The sequence below is a fragment of the Variovorax sp. P4_B10 genome (genome assembly GCF_056402375.1).
The window spans coordinates 35,222-50,188 of record NZ_JBFUHN010000028.1; the positions used below are offsets into that span (position 1 = coordinate 35,222).

Sequence of the window (14,967 nt, forward strand, 5' to 3'; positions counted from 1 at the left end):
ATCGTTTGTGCAGGATTTTGCCTTAACTTCGAGTTACAACCATCCCCAAAAAGGGTGGTTTTGCGGACGGAATCGACATGCTACGCGGCCTGCGAAAATCGCGTCTTTGGACTACAACGGCCCGCCGTCGACGGAAATGCCCCTGCACACCACCGCCCTCGTTCTGTTCTCCGGCGGCCAGGACTCGACCACCTGCCTTGCCGATGCGCTCTCGAAGTACCAGCGCGTCGAGACGCTGGGCTTCGACTACGGACAGCGCCATCGCGTCGAGCTCGACGTGCGCGGCACCATCCTCGCGCAGATGCGCGAGCGCTTTCCCGACTGGGCGCCGCGCCTGGGCGAAGACCATGTGCTCACGCTCGCGGCGCTGGCCCAGCTCGGCGGCTCCTCGCTGACCGAGGAGGTCGCCTTTGCCATGCAGGCCGACGGCCTGCCCAACACCTTCGTGCCCGGGCGCAACCTGCTGTTCCTCACGCTGGCCGGCGCCCTGGCGTACCGGCGGGGCCTGCAGGTGATCGTCACCGGGGTCTGCGAGACCGACTTCTCGGGCTACCCCGACTGCCGCGACGACACCATGAAGGCCATGCAGCTGGCGCTCTCGCTCGGGCTGGAGCGTCGCCTCGTGATCGAGACGCCGCTCATGTGGATCGACAAGGCCGAGACCTGGCAGATGGCCCACCGCCTCGGCGGCGAGCCGCTGGTCGAGCTGATCGTTGAAGAAACCCACACCTGCTATCTCGGCGACCGCGTGCACCGCCAGCCCTGGGGCTATGGGTGCGGCGAATGCCCCGCCTGCGACCTGCGCAAGAAGGGCTGGGAGCGCTACGCCGCGGCGGGCTGAGGCTGCGCGGCCGCGATGTTCAGGCGGTAGCGTGCGCCGCCGCCTGCTGCCGTTCCTTCGGGCTGCGGCACCAGCGTCCAGCGCTGGTTGTGGAAATCGCCGACCGCCGCACGGTGCGCGATCGACACCATGGCGCCGCCCGCCGCATGGACCGTGTCCGCCAGCCGCTTGTAGAGCACGCCCTCGGCCTCGGCATCGAGGGCGCTCGTGATCTCGTCGGCGAACAGCCAGGCCGGTTTCTTCAGCAGCACCCGAGCGATCGCGAGCCGCTGCTGCTCGCCGCCCGAGAGCTTCTGGCTCCAGGAGTCGCTGTCGTCGAGCCGGCTGGCCAGGTCGGGAAGCAGGGCGTCGGTCAGCGCCTGGCGCAACTGGTCGTCGCTGAAGTTCGCGGCCGGATTGGGATAGGTCAGCGCGTCGCGCAGCTTGCCGTCGGGCACGTAGGGCCGCTGCGGCATGAAGACCGCGTCGCCCGGCACCTGCACATGGCCGCGCGCGAAGGGCCAGATGCCCGCGAAAGCGCGGAACAGCGTCGATTTGCCGCTGCCCGACGGGCCCTGCAGCAGCACGCTGTCGCCAGGCCGCACCGAGAGCGCGGCGCCGGACAGCAGTTGCCTGCCGTCGGGCAGGGCCACCGTCAGGTCGTCGGTGTGCAGCGAGGCCGCGCTGCCGCGCTCCAGGGCATCAGTGCGCGCGGCGTGGGCGCGCATCGCGTCGTCGAAGGTGGTGAGGCGGTCGGTGGTGGCGCGCCAGATGGCCACGCGGTCGTAGTTGTCGACGAACCAGCTCAGCGAATCCTGCACCTTGCCGAAGGCGGACGAGATCTGCATCAGCTGCCCGAGCTGGATGGCGCCGCTGAAGAAGCGCGGGGCCGCCACGATGAACGGAAAGATCACCGCCGCCTGCCCGAAGAAGGAAGTGAAGGTCACCAGGTTCTTCTGCTGCTTGATCAGCTGCAGGTAGTTGCGCAGCACGGCGCCGAAGCGCAGGTCGAGCTGGCCGTGCTCGACCTTCTCGCCATGGTCCAGGGCGATGGCCTCGCTGTATTCGCGCACGCGCACCAGGTGATGGCGGAAGTCGGCCTCGAAGCGCTGCTGGCGGAAGTTGAGGCCGATCAGCGGCCGGCCGATGAAGTGCGTGATGACCGTGCCCACGACGCAGTACGCGACGGCCAGCCACACCATCGCGCCGGCGATCTGGTAGGTGGTGCCGCCCATGGAAAAGCCGAAGCTGCCCGAGAGTCCCCAGAGGATGCCGACGAAACTGACCAGCGTGACGACCGCGTTCAGCAGGCCCATCGACAGTGTCATCGTGTAGTCGGTGAACATCTGCATGTCTTCCTGGATGCGCTGGTCGGGGTTGTCCGGCGTGTTGCCGTTCTTTTGCGCGTAGCGCGCCAGTTCCAGGTGGTAGAAGGTCCGGTCGGCTGTCCAGCGCGACAGGTAGCTGCGCGTCATCCAGGCGCGCCAGCGCAGCTGCAGCAACTGGGTCACGTAGAACTTGAGCACCTGGACCAGGATGTTGGCGAATGCGATCCAGCCGAACACGCCGATCTCGCGCCAGAAGATCGCCGAGTCCTTGTTCTGCAGCGCATCGTAGAAGCGCCCGTACCACTGGTTGCCCAGCACGGCCACATACACGTAGGACAGGTTGAGCGCGACGATGCCCAGCAACATGAGGCGGGCCCGCCATTTTTCTTCGGACCGGAAATACGGTGCGGCGAGGGAAAGGATACGGCGCAGGGTCGAGAGAAGCCGGGAAACGCGGGAGTCAGCGGTCATGACAACGATTGGGAGCGCGCCGGGGTGGCGCTTCGCTTGCATCGTAGCGCCCGGGATCTCCCCAGACTTAAGCGGCGCTGAAAGCGCTCAGCGCAGCATCACCCGCGCGGCGGTCGCGAGGAAGTGCGACAGCGGTGGCGTTGCAAGGCCCGCCACCTTGGCTTCCTCATCCCACAACCGCAGCCGCACGGCATCGCCGGCCCACCGGTGCGAGGCAAAGCGCTGCGCCGCTTCCGCGTCCATCACGCCGCCCTGCAGCGCCAGGCTGCGCACCGAGTCCGGCGAGAGCTTCGAGAAGTAGTCCGGCCGCGTGGCGCACAGATAGCGCTTGGCATCCACATGCAGCCGGATCGGTTCGCGCACTTCCACACCGAAGGCGCCGCGCAGCAAGGGCAGCGCGATGTGCTGGTGACGGTCGTCGATGCTCAGCTCGGTCGGCGACTGCGACAGCGTCTGGTGTTCGGCGATCAGCAGGTGCCCCAGGTCGTGCAGCAGCGCGGCCGTGACCAGCGCGTCGCCCGCATCCGCCTGTTCCGCGAGCCAGGCGCATTGCAGTGCGTGCTCTCGTTGCGAGACCGCTTCGCCCGCGTACGCAATCTCGCCGCGTTCGGCGAACAGGCGGGCAATCTCGGCGAGGTCGAGTGTCATTGAATTGAAACGCAGTGCGTGCGGCCGCCCTTGAAGGGTCAACGCGCGCCATGACGGGCGTGTGACGGGCCTGACAAACCGCTGTCACACGCCGCTGCGAGCATCGCCGCGTTCACGGCCCCGTTGCCGTGCGTAGTTTTGTCCGCGCACTTCTTCTCTTCTTCTTTCCCGAGGGATTTCCCATGTTGCTTCGTCGCATTCGCCGTGCCGCCGTGCCTGCCGCCCTGTTCTCGCTGGCGTTCGCCGCTTCCGCCCAGGGCCGCACCGAACTGCTGGTCTACACCGCGCTCGAAGCCGACCAGGTGCAGGCCTACAAGGCCGCCTTCGAAAAAGAGAACCCGTCCGTCGAGCTGAAGTTCGTGCGCGACTCGACCGGCATCGTCACCGCCAAGCTGCTGGCCGAAAAAGCCAATCCGCAGGCCGACGTGGTGTGGGGCCTGGCCGCCACCTCGCTGATGCTGCTCGACAAGGAAGGCATGCTCCAGCCCTACGCGCCCAAGGGCCTCGACGCCATCAAGCCCACCATGCGCGATGCGGCCAACCCGCCCAAGTGGGTCGGCATGGACGTGTGGTCGTCGGCCATCTGCTTCAACACCGCCGAAGCACAGAAGAAGAGCCTACCCAAGCCGACCAGCTGGGCCGACCTGACCAACCCCGTCTACAAGGGCCAGATCACCATGCCCAACCCCGCGGCCTCGGGCACCGGCTACCTGATGGTCTCGGGCTGGATCCAGATGATGGGTGAAGAAAAGGCGTGGAAGTACATGGACGCGCTGCACCAGAACATCGGCATCTACAGCCAGTCGGGAAGCAAGCCCTGCCGCCAGGCCGGCGCCGGCGAGTTCGCGCTCGGCATGTCCTTCGAGTACCGCGCCAACAAGACCAAGCGCGACGGCGCGCCCATCGACATCGTGCTGCCGAAGGAAGGCCTGGGCTGGGACATGGAAGCCACCGGCATCATCAAGACCAGCAAGAAGCAGGACGCCGCCAAGGCGCTGGCCGACTGGGCCGTGACGAAGCAGGCCAACGAGCTCTACGCGAAGAACTTCGCCGTGCTCGCGCTGCCGGGCATCCAGGAGAAGCTCGAGTTCGTGCCGGGCGATGTCGAGAAGCTGCTCGCGAAGAACGACTTCACCTGGGCCGCCGCGAACCGCGACCGCATCCTGACGGAATGGTCGAAGCGCTACGAATCGAAGTCGGAAAAGAAGCCGATGTGATCGGCGATGTGACGGGACTTTCGGGCAGCAGCACATGACGAGCTTTCTCTCCCTTCGCGGCATCGGCAAGTCCTTTGGTGCCACCCGCGTGCTCGACGGCATCGATCTTGACATCGAGCCCGGCGAATTCGTGTGCCTGCTCGGTCCGTCCGGTTGCGGCAAGACCACGCTGCTGCGCATCGTCTGCGGCATCGAGCGCGCCGACGGCGGGCAGATCCTGCTCGGCGGCCAGGACATCGCGGGCCTGCCGCCCGCGGCGCGCGGCTTCGGCGTGGTGTTCCAATCGTATGCGCTGTTCCCCAATCTCACGGCGGCGCAGAACATCGCCTACGGCCTGCATCCCACGGGCGCACTGGCACGCGAGATGGCCAGGCGTTCGCGCGAGATGCTCGACCTGGTGGGCCTGGCCGCGCATGCCGACAAATACCCGGTGCAACTCTCGGGCGGCCAGCAGCAGCGCGTGGCCCTGGCTCGCGCGCTCGCGCCCAACCCGCGCCTGCTGTTGCTCGACGAGCCGCTCTCCGCGCTCGACGCGCAGGTGCGCGCCAGCCTGCGCAGCGAGATCCGCGCGCTGCAGAAGCGCCTGGGCATCGTCACCATCATGGTCACGCACGACCAGGAAGAAGCGCTCTCGATGGCGGACCGCGTGGTGCTGATGCACAACGGCCGCATCGAGCAGGCCGGCACGCCCGACGAGCTGTACCGCCAGCCGCGCACCCGCTTCGTGGCCGGCTTCGTCGGCCGCATGAACATGCTGCCCGCCACCGTGCTGGCCGATGGCAAGGTGCGTGTGCGCGACAGCGAACTGTTCTGTTCGCCCGGCAGCCTGAGCGTTGGCACGCAAGCCACAGTCGGGATTCGGCCCGAGCATGTGGTGATCAAGCGCTTTGGTTCAGAACTCGGCGCCAACAGCTTCGCGGCGCGATTGATCGACACGGAATTTTTCGGCAACCGTACCTCGGCGCGGCTGGTCTGCGAGCCGCTCGGCATCGAGATCGAGGCGGAGCTTCCCGCCGATGCGCGCGGCGGTGGCGGCGAGCCGCTGGTGCCCAGCAGCATGGTGCACATCCAATTGCCCCTGAGTGCGCTTTCGGTTTTGGCGCACTGAAATGGGACCTTGCTTTTCGATTCGTCGCGTTGTGGGTCATTCAGGGCGCGCTCACGCCGACGGTGTGCTCTGCTCCGCGAATGTCCCCCGGCGCGGCCTAGGGCCGCAGGCCTCCTCCTTTATTTCGCTGCGCAGAGCACACCGCCAGCGTGATCGCTCAGAGCCGTCGTTGATCGGCCGGCACAAGAGCAGCGCCCATCGTGCACAGGGCACCGGGTGCTCCCCGCAGCGAAATAAAGGAGGAGCGAAGCGGGGGACATTCGCGGAGGGGAGTACCCGGTGTCCTGTGCACGCACCCCGAATGTCCCTGGTCCTCGCGCACTTCATGTCGCGCGCCGCTTCACGCGATAGCGTGTTGAAAAAACCAAGATGAGCAGCTCCCCCGACGCCATCGCCGTCGTCCCGGTGGTGATGGCGCGCAGCAGCGCCTTCGACCGCGAGCGCTGGCTGACCGGTGCGGCCGTGTTGCTGGCCGTGCTGCTGCTGGTCGTGATCGTCGCGCTGCCGGTCGGCGCGTTGGTCGGCCAGAGCTTCTTCGACCGTGCGGGCGCGTTTGTCGGTTTTGCGAACTTCGTGCGCTACCTCGACAACCCGGCGCTCGTGCAGTCGGCCTTCAACAGCCTGGGGCTCGCGGCGATCAGCGCCGTAATCTGCACGGCAATTGCCTACGTGTACGCCTACGGGCTCACGCTCTCGTGCATGCCCGCCAAGGGCCTGCTGCGCGCCGTGGCGCTGGTGCCGTTGCTCGCGCCCTCGCTGCTGCCGGCCATCAGTCTCGTCTACCTGTTCGGCAACCAGGGGCTGTTCAAGGGGCTGATGGGCGGTGCCTCGATCTACGGGCCGCTCGGCATCGTGCTCGGTTCGGTGTTCTGGACGCTGCCCCATGCGCTGCTGATCCTCACCACCGCCATGGCCACCTCCGACGGCCGTCTCTACGAGGCGGCGCAGACGCTCGGCGCCTCGCGCTGGCGCATCTTCCGCACCGTGACGCTGCCGGCCTCGCGCTACGGCCTCATCGTGGCGGCGATGGTGGTGTTCGTGCTGGTGATCACCGACTTCGGCGTGCCGAAGGTGGTGGGCGGCCAGACCGGCGTGCTCGCGACCGACATCTACAAGCAGGTGGTCGGGCAGCAGAACTTCCAGATGGGCGCGGTGGTCGGGTTGGTGCTGCTGATTCCGGCGGTGCTGTCCTTCCTGGTCGAGCGGCGCGTGCGCAGCAGGCAGGCCGCGGCGCTCTCGGCGCGCGCCACGCCCTACCAGCCGGAGCCCGTGACGACGCGCGACCGTGCGCTGCTGGTGTTCTGCGGTCTTGCGGCCTGCGCCATCCTCGTGATGATCGGCATGGCGGTGTTCGCATCGCTTGCCACCTACTGGCCCTACCAGCTCGCACCATCCTTCAAGAACTACGACTTCAGCAACATGGACGGCGGCGGCTGGGGCAGCTACTTCAACTCGCTGCGGCTCGCGTTGTGCGCGGCGGTGGCGGGCGCGCTCCTCACGTTCGTCTCGGCCTACCTGGTGGAGAAACCGCGCCACTTCGGCCTGCTGCGCGAGTTGCTCAACCTGTTGGCCAACCTGCCGCTCGCGGTGCCGGGGCTGGTGCTGGGCGTGGGCTACATCTTCTTCTTCATCTCGCCGTCGAACCCGCTGCACGGCCTCTATGGCGGCATGGCGATCCTCGTGATCTGCACCGTCGCGCACTTCTTCTCGGTGGCGCACCTCACCTCGCTCACGGCGCTGCGCCAGCTCGACCGCGAGTACGAGCTGGTGTCGGAGTCGATGGGCGTGCCGTTCTGGCGAACGCTGTGGCGCGTGCACCTGCCGGTGGCGCTGCCCACGGTGCTCAACGTGGGCGGGTACTTCTTCGTCAACGCGATGACCACCGTGTCGGCCGTCGTGTTCCTCTATTCGCCGCAGACCACGCTGGCCGCCGTCGCCGTGCTCAACATGGACGACGCCGGCGACGTGGCGCCCGCCGCCGCCATGGCCTCCCTGATCATGCTCACGGCCGCCGTCGGCCGCGGCGTGTTCGCGCTGGCCGGGCACTGGGCGCTCGAGCGTACCCAAACCTGGAGGAACCGGTGATGCCCGGCAACCGACAAGACAACTTCGACCTCATCGTGGTCGGTGCCGGCATCGTCGGCCTGGCCCACGCCTACACCGCCGCGCAGCGTGGCCTCAAGGTCTGCGTGATCGAACGCGATGCGGCCTGCATCGGCGCATCGATCCGGAACTTCGGCTTCATCACCATCACCGGCCAGGCGCCGGGCGATACCTGGCGCCGCGCGATGCATGCCCGCGAGGTCTGGCAGGCCATTGCGCCGCAGGCCGGCATCGACATCGTGCACCGCAACCTCTGGCTCGCAGCCTACCGGCCCGAGGCGCACGCGGTGCTCGAAGCCTTCATGCGCACGCCGATGGGCGAAGCCTGCGAGCTGCTCGATGCCGCCGACGCCCAGGCCAAGGCGCCGGCGCTGAGCCTGGCGGATGCCCGCTCGGTGCTGTTCAGCCCGCACGAGCTGCGCGTCGAATCGCGCACCGCCATCGGCCTGCTAGCCAAGTGGCTGGCCGAGGTGCATGGCGTCGTGTTCCGCTTCGGCGAGAGCGTGCACGAGGTGGAGACGCCGCGCGTGCGCACCTCGCGCGGCACACTGCGCGGCGAGCGCGTGGTGGTCTGCACCAACACCGAGCTGCATGGCCTGTTTGCCGAACGCATTGCCGCGCACGACCTCACGCTGTGCCGGCTGCAGATGCTTCGCGTGAAGCCCGAGGCGGGTTTTCGCCTGCCGGGCTCGGTGATGATGGACCTGAGCCTCGTGCGCTACGAGGGCTACAGCACGCTGCCCGAGGCCGCGGCGCTGCGTGCACGGCTGCAGCAGGAAGAGGCGGCGTCGCTCGAACACGGCATTCACCTGATCGTGGTGCAGAGCGCCGACGGCTCGCTCGTGGTCGGCGACTCGCACCACTACGGCGATGCACCCGAGCCCTTCGCGATGGAGGAGGTGGACCGGCTCATCCTGCGTCACCTGCGCAGCACGCTCGACCTCGAAACCGCGCAGATCACCGAGCGCTGGACCGGCGTCTATCCCTCGTCGAAGACGACACCCTGCGTGATCGATGCGCCCGACGATGCCACGCGCGTGGTGCTGGTCACCAGCGGCAGCGGCGCGAGCACCGGCTTCGGCATTGCGCACGACGTCTTCAAGGGATGGTGACGCGCGAACCGCGTTTGCTTCCCACCCGATCTTTCCTATCCTTTTCGCCATGAACGCCCACAACCACTCCAAGCTCCAGGCCGTCGTCTTCGACTGGGCCGGCACCATCCTCGACTTCGGTTCCTGCGCGCCGATGGGCGCCTTCGTGAAGCTGTTCGAACAGTTCGGCGTGGACATCACCATCGCCGAAGCACGCGGCCCGATGGGCATGGCCAAGTGGGACCACATCAAGGCGCTCGGCACGCTGCCGCGCATCGCCTCGCAATGGGAAGCGAAGCACGGCCATGCCTTCAACGATGCCGACGTCGACCGCCTGTACGAGGTGTTCACGCCGATGAACGCGGCCAGCGCGCGCGACCATGCCGAATTCATTCCCGGTGCACTCGATGCCGTGAACGCGGCGCGCGAACGCGGCCTCAAGATCGGATCGACCACCGGCTACAACCGCCCGATCATGGACGTGGTCGTGCCCATCGCCGCAGCCGGCGGCTACGCACCCGACAACCTCGTCTGCGGCGGCGACCTTGCCGAAGGCCGCCCGTCGCCGCTCATGATGTACCGCTGCTTTGCCGACCTCGGCGTGTGGCCGCCGCACACCGTGGTCAAGGTCGACGACACCGGCGTGGGCCTGCAGGAAGGTCTCAACGCGGGCACCTGGGCCGTGGGCCTGGCGGTCAGCGGCAACGCGGTGGGCCTCACGCTGGCCGAATGGACGGCGCTCGATGCTGCACAGCAGCAGGAGCACCGCGAGCGCGCGACAGTGCGGCTCAAGGCCGCCGGTGCGCACTACGTGATCGACAGCGTGGCCGATCTGCCGAACGTGCTCGAGGACATCGAGCGCCGGCTGCAGGGCGGCGAGCGTCCGGCCATCGCCTGATACCGGCGCGGCACCGCGTCCGACTTGACTTGCAGGGAAGCGGGCATAGCATGCGCCGCATGAGAAGCACAGCCCTTGTTCTTCTGTTCTGCGTCGGCCTGCTGGCGACCAGTTGCGACGACGTGCCCAAGCCGGGCGGACCCTTGCCCAAGGCTTCGGCAGACGTCGTGATGCCGGTTCTGCACGCAGGCTGATTCGCCCTCGCGCGCGGAGGCGACCACGTGCCGCCGGGCATCGCGCGCTCCGCATCTTCACGCTTGAAGGTATCCTCGGCGCGGAGAAAAACAATGACGACATCTGAGACAGCCGCCCACCAGGCGGGTTCGCGCTACGCCATGCTGCGTCTGAGCCTGACGCTGCTGATCATGACGGTCGGCAGCAGCGGCATGTACGTGGTGTCGGTGATGCTGCCGGCCGTGCAGGCCGAATTCGGCATCGACCGTGCCGATGCCTCGCTGCCCTACACGCTGCTGATGCTCGGCTTCGGCCTCGGCGGCGTGCTGATGGGGAAGCTGGCCGACCGTTTCGGCGTGATGTGGCCCCTGCTGATCGGCGCGCTGAGTCTCGGTGCCGGTTATGTCGCCTGCGGCATGGCCGGCGGCATCGTGTCCTTCATCGTGGCGCAGGCCGTGCTCGTCGGCCTGCTGGGCAGCGCCGCGGCCTTCGCGCCGCTGGTGGCGGACACCTCGCTCTGGTTCGTCAAGCGGCGCGGCATCGCGGTGGCGGTGTGCGCGAGCGGCAACTATGTCGCCGGCGCCATCTGGCCGCCGATTGCACAGCACTTCATCGAGTCGGTCGGCTGGCGCCAGACCTACATCGGCATGGGCCTCTTCTGCGGGCTCACGATGGCGGCGCTCGCGCTCTTCTTCCGTGCGCGGCCGCCGGCATTGGTTGCTGCTGCACCCGTCGGCCATGGATCGGGCGCAGCGCGGCCGCGCGACATGACGCGGCCCTTCGGCCTCGGCATGGGCACGGCCCAGGGGCTGCTGTGCGTGGCGGGCGTGGCCTGCTGCGTCGCGATGGCGATGCCGCAGGTCCACATCGTGGCCTATTGCGGCGACCTGGGCTACGGGCCGGCGCAGGGCGCGCAGATGCTGTCGCTGATGCTGGGCTTCGGCGTGGTGAGCCGGCTGGTGTCGGGCGTGATCTGCGACCGCATCGGCGGGCTGCGCACCTTGCTGCTGGGCGGCCTGCTGCAGTGCGTGGCGCTGCTGCTGTTCCTGCCGTTCGACGGGCTGGTGTCGCTCTACGTGATCTCGGCGCTCTTTGGCCTGTTCCAGGGCGGCATCGTGCCTTCGTACGCGATCATCGTGCGCGAGCACTTTCCGCCCCGGGAAGCGGGCGCACGCGTGGGCACGGTGCTGATGTTCACGCTGTTCGGCATGGCGCTGGGCGGATGGATGTCGGGCAAGGTCTTCGACCTGACCGGGAGTTACCACGCGGCCTTTCTCAACGGCATCGGCTGGAACCTGCTGAACCTGAGCATCGCGTCGTTCCTGCTGTTCAGGGTGTACCGCCGGCGGCCTGCCCTCGCCGTGGCGGCCTGAGGCTCGCAGCCCTAACCCGCCTCGCCGATCAGCCGGCCGAGGGTCTGCATCGCTTTCTCGCTCTGGCCATTCCACGCGTGGCCGTAGTTGAGGCGCAGGCAATGGGTGAAGGCGCGCGTCGCTGAAAAGATCGGACCCGGCGCGACGCTGATGCCGAGCTCCAGCGCCTTGCGATGGATGTCGAGCGCGTTGGCATGCGCCGGCAGCTCGACCCACAGGAAGTAGCCACCGAGCGGCCGCGTGGCGCGCGTGCCCGCCGGAAAGTAATGCCCCACCGCCTGTGCGAAGGTCGCCTGCTGCATGGCCAGTGTCTGGCGCAGCTTGCGCAGGTGCTTGTCGAGGCCGCCTTTTTCCAGGTACGTCGCGAGCGCGAGCTGCGCGGGCGCCGAGGTGCTGAGCGTGGTCGTGAGCTTCTGGCGCGCCACCTTGCGTGCGAAGCGGCCGGCCGATGCCCAGCCGATCCGGTAGCCCGGTGCCAGGCATTTCGAGAACGAGGAACAGTGCAGCACGAGGCCCTGCGTGTCGAAGGCCTTGGCCGGCGCAGGCCGACGGTCGCCGAAGTAGAGCTCGGCGTACACGTCGTCCTCGATCAGTGGCAGGTCGTGGCGCGTGAGCAGTTCGACCAGCGCCTTCTTCTTCGCATCGGGCATCAGGCTGCCGAGCGGGTTCTGGAAGGTGGTCATGAGCCAGCAGGCCTTGGGCCTGTGGGCCGCGATGGCAAGCTCGAGCGCCCCGAGGTCGATGCCTTCGCCCGGATGCGTCGGCACCTCGATGGCCTGCAGCCCCATGCGCTCCAGTGCCTGCAGCGCGGCATAGAAGGTGGGCGATTCGACGATCACCGCATCGCCGGGCCGGGTGACCGCCGCGAGGCACAGGTTGAGCGCCTCCAGCGCGCCGTTGGTGATGACGATCTCGTCGGCCGGTACCTGCATGCCGTCGGCGAGGTAGCGCAGGGCGATCTGGCGCCGCAGCGCCGCGCTGCCCGGCGTGAGGTCGTCCACCGTGCTCCACGGGTCGAGCGACTTGGCGCTCGCCGCCATGAACTGGCCGAGCCGCGCCAGCGGGAAGAGCAGCGGGCTCGGAAAGGCCGAACCGAAGGGCACGACCTTGCGCGACATGCTGGCCTCGAGGATGTCGAAGACCTGGTCGCTCACGTCGAGCGACATCGGGCCGTCCGCCGGGCGGGAGGTGAGGGTGGATTCCGGCGGCGCGTCGCGCAAGCCGCCGCCCGCCACGTAGTAGCCCGACCGGTCCCGCGCCCGCACGAGCCCGCGCGCCTCCAGCAGGTAGTACGCCTGGAACACCGTGGACGCGCTGACCCCGCGGCTCTGGCCGGTGTGGCGCACCGAGGGCAGGCGGTCGCCGGTCTTCAGGGTACCGTTGCGGATCGAGGCCTCGATGTCCGCGGCAAGGGCTTCGTAACGTTTCATCGCAGGGTGGTCGTCATTCGCCAGGACTTTATCTGCACCGGTGAATCGGGGCGGATCTGCATCTGTTTTTTTGAAGCCGTTTGGGGCACAGTCTGTGCATGTCCAATCTCATGCGCGCGGTGCGCGCCGTTCTCTGGAGTTTCATCGGGCTGGGCGGACGCCGCGCCGACGCGGAGACGCGGGGCGCACAGGTCGGCGTGCTGCCGTTGATCGGCGTTGCGCTCGCCATGGTCCTGCTGCTGATCGCGGGTCTGCTGGCATTGGCACACTTCGCGGCAGGCACATGAAGGCCGCCCTTCGATCCGCCGCCGCCGCGCTGCTGTTCCTCGTGCACGGTGCAGCAGGCGCCGCGACGCCCGGCAGCGTGCCCGACACCATCGAGCAGCGCGTGGCCGCCTGCATCGCCTGCCACGGCCGCGAGGGCGCGGCCACCAACGCGGGCTTCTTTCCGCGGCTGGCCGGCAAACCTGCCGGCTACCTGTTCAACCAGCTCGTGAGCTTCCGCGACGGCCGTCGCTTCAACGGCGACATGGCGTACATGGTGCAGCACCTCTCCGACGCCTACCTGCGCGAGATGGCCGAGTACTTTGCCGGGCTCGACCTGCCTTATCCGCCGATCTCTCCGAACAGCGACGCCACGCCCCAGCAGCTGCAGCGCGGCCGCAAGCTCGCGCTCGAAGGCGATGCGGCGCGCGGCGTGCCGGCCTGCGTGCAATGCCACGGCGCGGCGCTCATGGGCGTGCAGCCGGCCATTCCCGCGTTGCTGGGGCTGCCACGCCTTTATGTGTCGTCGCAGCTCGGTGCCTGGCTCACCAGCGAGCGCCATGCGCTCGCCCCCGACTGCATGGCCGAGATCGGCCGCCGCATGACCACGGCCGACATCAACGCCGTCGCGAGCTGGCTGGCGGTGCAGCCGATGCCGGCCAACACAAAGCCTGCGGCCTCGCTGCCGGCCCCGTTGCCTGTCGCCTGCGGCGGCATGCCGAAGTGAGCCGCCGATGAAACTGCGACACATCGGCTGGACGCTGCTGACCCTGGTCGTGCTGGCGGCCGTGCTCGCCGGCGTGCTCGTGGCGATGAACCTGCGCGGCGAGGACGCCTTGCCCGCACAGGCCGAGGCCTTCAACGCCACGCCCCAGCAGGTCGAGCGCGGCCGCTACCTCGCGCTGGCCGGCAACTGCGCGGGCTGCCACACCACGCGCGGCGGCCAGCCCTATGCGGGCGGCCTGCCTCTCGATACGCCCTTCGGCACCATCTATTCGAGCAACCTCACACCCGACACGAAAGCCGGCATCGGCGGCTGGAGCAGTGCGCATTTCTGGCGTGCCATGCACAACGGCCGCAGCAAGGACGGGCGCCTGCTCTACCCGGCGTTCCCGTACCCGAACTTCACCAAGGTGACGCGCGAGGATTCGGATGCGATCTACGCCTACCTGCGCAGCGTGGCACCCGCACCGGCGCCGAACATGGCGCATCGGTTGCGCTTTCCCTACGACACGCAGGCCGCGCTGGCCGTGTGGCGCGCACTCTCGTTCAAGCCCGAGAACTTCGTGGCCCATGCGGGCAAGCCGGCCGAATGGAACCGCGGTGCTTACCTGGTCGATGGTCTCGGCCATTGCATCGCCTGCCATGGCAGCCGCAATTCGCTGGGGGCGACGGAGACGAAGCTCGGCCTCTCGGGGGGGCTGATTGCCGTGGAGAACTGGTATGCGCCTTCGCTGACCGATCCGCGTCAGGCCGGCGTGGCCGACTGGCCCGTGGCCGACGTGGTGGCACTGCTCAAGAGCGGTGTCGCGCCGCGCGGCTCCGTCATGGGGCCGATGGCCGATGTGGTGTTCCGCAGCACGCAGCATCTGAGCGATGCCGACCTGACGGCCATGGCGAGCTACCTGAAAGACCTGCCCGACGTACCGAAGCCCGAAGCGCCTGCACGCGCAGCAACGCCCATCCGCCGCGATGCCGGCACGATGGCGCTCGGCGCGAAGATCTACGACCAGCGTTGCGCCTACTGCCATGGCGACCAGGGCCAGGGTGCGACCGGCGCCTATCCGCCGCTGGCAGGCAACCGCGCAGTGAACATGGCGCGGCCCACGAACCCGATCCAGGTGGTCTCGCATGGCGGCTTCCTGCCGGCGACGGCCGGCAACCCGCGTCCCTACGGCATGCCGCCGTTCGGTCAGGTGCTCGATGCGGCGGAAGTGGCGGCCGTGCTCACCTACATTCGCGGCTCGTGGGGCAACGACAGCGCGCCGGTCACGCAGCTGGACACCATGCGGCGTTGAGTGGCGCGGCATGTGCCGGCCGGC

The 14,967-nt window shown here is 68.3% G+C and carries 14 protein-coding genes; 11 read left to right on the top strand and 3 right to left on the bottom strand.

Annotation, left to right across the window (positions count from 1 at the left end):
- Positions 1–136: 136 nt before the first annotated feature.
- Positions 137–841, top strand: a complete 705-nt coding sequence (gene queC / locus AC1DXX_RS14960; protein ID WP_478134986.1) for a 7-cyano-7-deazaguanine synthase QueC — start codon at positions 137–139, stop codon at positions 839–841.
- Here the strand turns inward: queC and AC1DXX_RS14965 are convergent.
- Both AC1DXX_RS14965 and AC1DXX_RS14970 read right to left on the bottom strand, forming a co-directional pair.
- Positions 823–2,619, bottom strand: a complete 1,797-nt coding sequence (locus AC1DXX_RS14965) for an ABC transporter ATP-binding protein/permease (protein WP_478134987.1) — start codon at positions 2,617–2,619, stop codon at positions 823–825. The genes queC and AC1DXX_RS14965 overlap by 19 nt on opposite strands.
- Positions 2,620–2,706: 87 nt before the next feature.
- Positions 2,707–3,267: a phosphonate degradation HD-domain oxygenase gene (locus AC1DXX_RS14970; protein ID WP_478134988.1), complete on the bottom strand. Its 561-nt coding sequence runs from the start codon at positions 3,265–3,267 to the stop codon at positions 2,707–2,709.
- Between the two features lie 182 nt (positions 3,268–3,449).
- Between AC1DXX_RS14970 and AC1DXX_RS14975 the strand changes: the two genes are divergently transcribed.
- The 7 genes from AC1DXX_RS14975 to AC1DXX_RS15005 all read left to right on the top strand — a co-directional run bounded on the left by AC1DXX_RS14975 (position 3,450) and on the right by AC1DXX_RS15005 (position 11,231).
- On the top strand, positions 3,450–4,484 hold the full coding sequence (locus AC1DXX_RS14975; protein WP_478134989.1) for a putative 2-aminoethylphosphonate ABC transporter substrate-binding protein: 1,035 nt from the start codon (positions 3,450–3,452) through the stop codon (positions 4,482–4,484).
- A gap of 34 nt (positions 4,485–4,518) precedes the next feature.
- Positions 4,519–5,592 (top strand): ABC transporter ATP-binding protein, encoded by a 1,074-nt coding sequence (locus AC1DXX_RS14980; protein ID WP_478134990.1) that lies wholly within the window; start codon positions 4,519–4,521, stop codon positions 5,590–5,592.
- Between the two features lie 369 nt (positions 5,593–5,961).
- Entirely contained in the window at positions 5,962–7,677 is a 1,716-nt protein-coding gene (locus AC1DXX_RS14985) for a putative 2-aminoethylphosphonate ABC transporter permease subunit (RefSeq protein WP_478134991.1), read from the top strand.
- Positions 7,677–8,807 carry a TIGR03364 family FAD-dependent oxidoreductase gene (locus AC1DXX_RS14990; protein WP_478134992.1) on the top strand — a complete coding sequence of 377 codons (1,131 nt, stop codon included), beginning with the start codon at positions 7,677–7,679 and terminating at the stop codon, positions 8,805–8,807. The genes AC1DXX_RS14985 and AC1DXX_RS14990 overlap by 1 nt, the downstream gene beginning before the upstream one ends.
- A 49-nt stretch (positions 8,808–8,856) precedes the next feature.
- The gene (phnX, locus tag AC1DXX_RS14995) at positions 8,857–9,684 is read left to right on the top strand and encodes a phosphonoacetaldehyde hydrolase (protein WP_478134993.1); all 828 of its coding nucleotides are present in this window, start codon (positions 8,857–8,859) and stop codon (positions 9,682–9,684) included.
- A 59-nt stretch (positions 9,685–9,743) separates the two neighbouring features.
- Positions 9,744–9,878, top strand: a complete 135-nt coding sequence (locus tag AC1DXX_RS15000) for a hypothetical protein (RefSeq protein ID WP_478134994.1) — start codon at positions 9,744–9,746, stop codon at positions 9,876–9,878.
- Between the two features lie 93 nt (positions 9,879–9,971).
- The gene (locus AC1DXX_RS15005) at positions 9,972–11,231 is read left to right on the top strand and encodes an MFS transporter (RefSeq protein ID WP_478134995.1); all 1,260 of its coding nucleotides are present in this window, start codon (positions 9,972–9,974) and stop codon (positions 11,229–11,231) included.
- 11 nt (positions 11,232–11,242) lie between these two features.
- Here the strand turns inward: AC1DXX_RS15005 and AC1DXX_RS15010 are convergent, their stop codons facing one another.
- Complete coding sequence (locus AC1DXX_RS15010) at positions 11,243–12,661, bottom strand: aminotransferase-like domain-containing protein (protein ID WP_478134996.1); 1,419 nt, start codon at positions 12,659–12,661, stop codon at positions 11,243–11,245.
- Positions 12,662–12,759: 98 nt separating this feature from the next.
- Between AC1DXX_RS15010 and AC1DXX_RS15015 the strand changes: the two genes are divergently transcribed.
- Genes AC1DXX_RS15015 through AC1DXX_RS15025 form a run of 3 tightly spaced genes read left to right on the top strand, consistent with a single transcriptional unit; the run spans position 12,760 to position 14,943 of the window.
- Positions 12,760–12,948: a DUF2970 domain-containing protein gene (locus tag AC1DXX_RS15015; RefSeq protein WP_478134997.1), complete on the top strand. Its 189-nt coding sequence runs from the start codon at positions 12,760–12,762 to the stop codon at positions 12,946–12,948.
- Complete coding sequence (locus tag AC1DXX_RS15020; RefSeq protein WP_478134998.1) at positions 12,945–13,652, top strand: c-type cytochrome; 708 nt, start codon at positions 12,945–12,947, stop codon at positions 13,650–13,652. The genes AC1DXX_RS15015 and AC1DXX_RS15020 overlap by 4 nt, the downstream gene beginning before the upstream one ends.
- 7 nt (positions 13,653–13,659) lie before the next feature.
- Positions 13,660–14,943 (top strand): c-type cytochrome, encoded by a 1,284-nt coding sequence (locus AC1DXX_RS15025; protein WP_478134999.1) that lies wholly within the window; start codon positions 13,660–13,662, stop codon positions 14,941–14,943.
- The last annotated feature ends 24 nt before the right edge of the window (positions 14,944–14,967 follow it).

Coding starts and splice junctions, on each gene's coding strand:
- AC1DXX_RS15005 (WP_478134995.1), top strand. CDS start 9,972: ATGACGACATCTGAGACAGCCGCCCACCAGGCGGGTTCGCGCTACGCC.
- AC1DXX_RS15025 (WP_478134999.1), top strand. CDS start 13,660: ATGAAACTGCGACACATCGGCTGGACGCTGCTGACCCTGGTCGTGCTG.
- AC1DXX_RS14965 (WP_478134987.1), bottom strand. CDS start 2,619: ATGACCGCTGACTCCCGCGTTTCCCGGCTTCTCTCGACCCTGCGCCGT.
- AC1DXX_RS14980 (WP_478134990.1), top strand. CDS start 4,519: ATGACGAGCTTTCTCTCCCTTCGCGGCATCGGCAAGTCCTTTGGTGCC.
- queC (WP_478134986.1), top strand. CDS start 137: ATGCCCCTGCACACCACCGCCCTCGTTCTGTTCTCCGGCGGCCAGGAC.
- phnX (WP_478134993.1), top strand. CDS start 8,857: ATGAACGCCCACAACCACTCCAAGCTCCAGGCCGTCGTCTTCGACTGG.
- AC1DXX_RS14975 (WP_478134989.1), top strand. CDS start 3,450: ATGTTGCTTCGTCGCATTCGCCGTGCCGCCGTGCCTGCCGCCCTGTTC.
- AC1DXX_RS15015 (WP_478134997.1), top strand. CDS start 12,760: ATGTCCAATCTCATGCGCGCGGTGCGCGCCGTTCTCTGGAGTTTCATC.
- AC1DXX_RS14970 (WP_478134988.1), bottom strand. CDS start 3,267: ATGACACTCGACCTCGCCGAGATTGCCCGCCTGTTCGCCGAACGCGGC.
- AC1DXX_RS14990 (WP_478134992.1), top strand. CDS start 7,677: ATGCCCGGCAACCGACAAGACAACTTCGACCTCATCGTGGTCGGTGCC.
- AC1DXX_RS15010 (WP_478134996.1), bottom strand. CDS start 12,661: ATGAAACGTTACGAAGCCCTTGCCGCGGACATCGAGGCCTCGATCCGC.
- AC1DXX_RS14985 (WP_478134991.1), top strand. CDS start 5,962: ATGAGCAGCTCCCCCGACGCCATCGCCGTCGTCCCGGTGGTGATGGCG.
- AC1DXX_RS15020 (WP_478134998.1), top strand. CDS start 12,945: ATGAAGGCCGCCCTTCGATCCGCCGCCGCCGCGCTGCTGTTCCTCGTG.
- AC1DXX_RS15000 (WP_478134994.1), top strand. CDS start 9,744: ATGAGAAGCACAGCCCTTGTTCTTCTGTTCTGCGTCGGCCTGCTGGCG.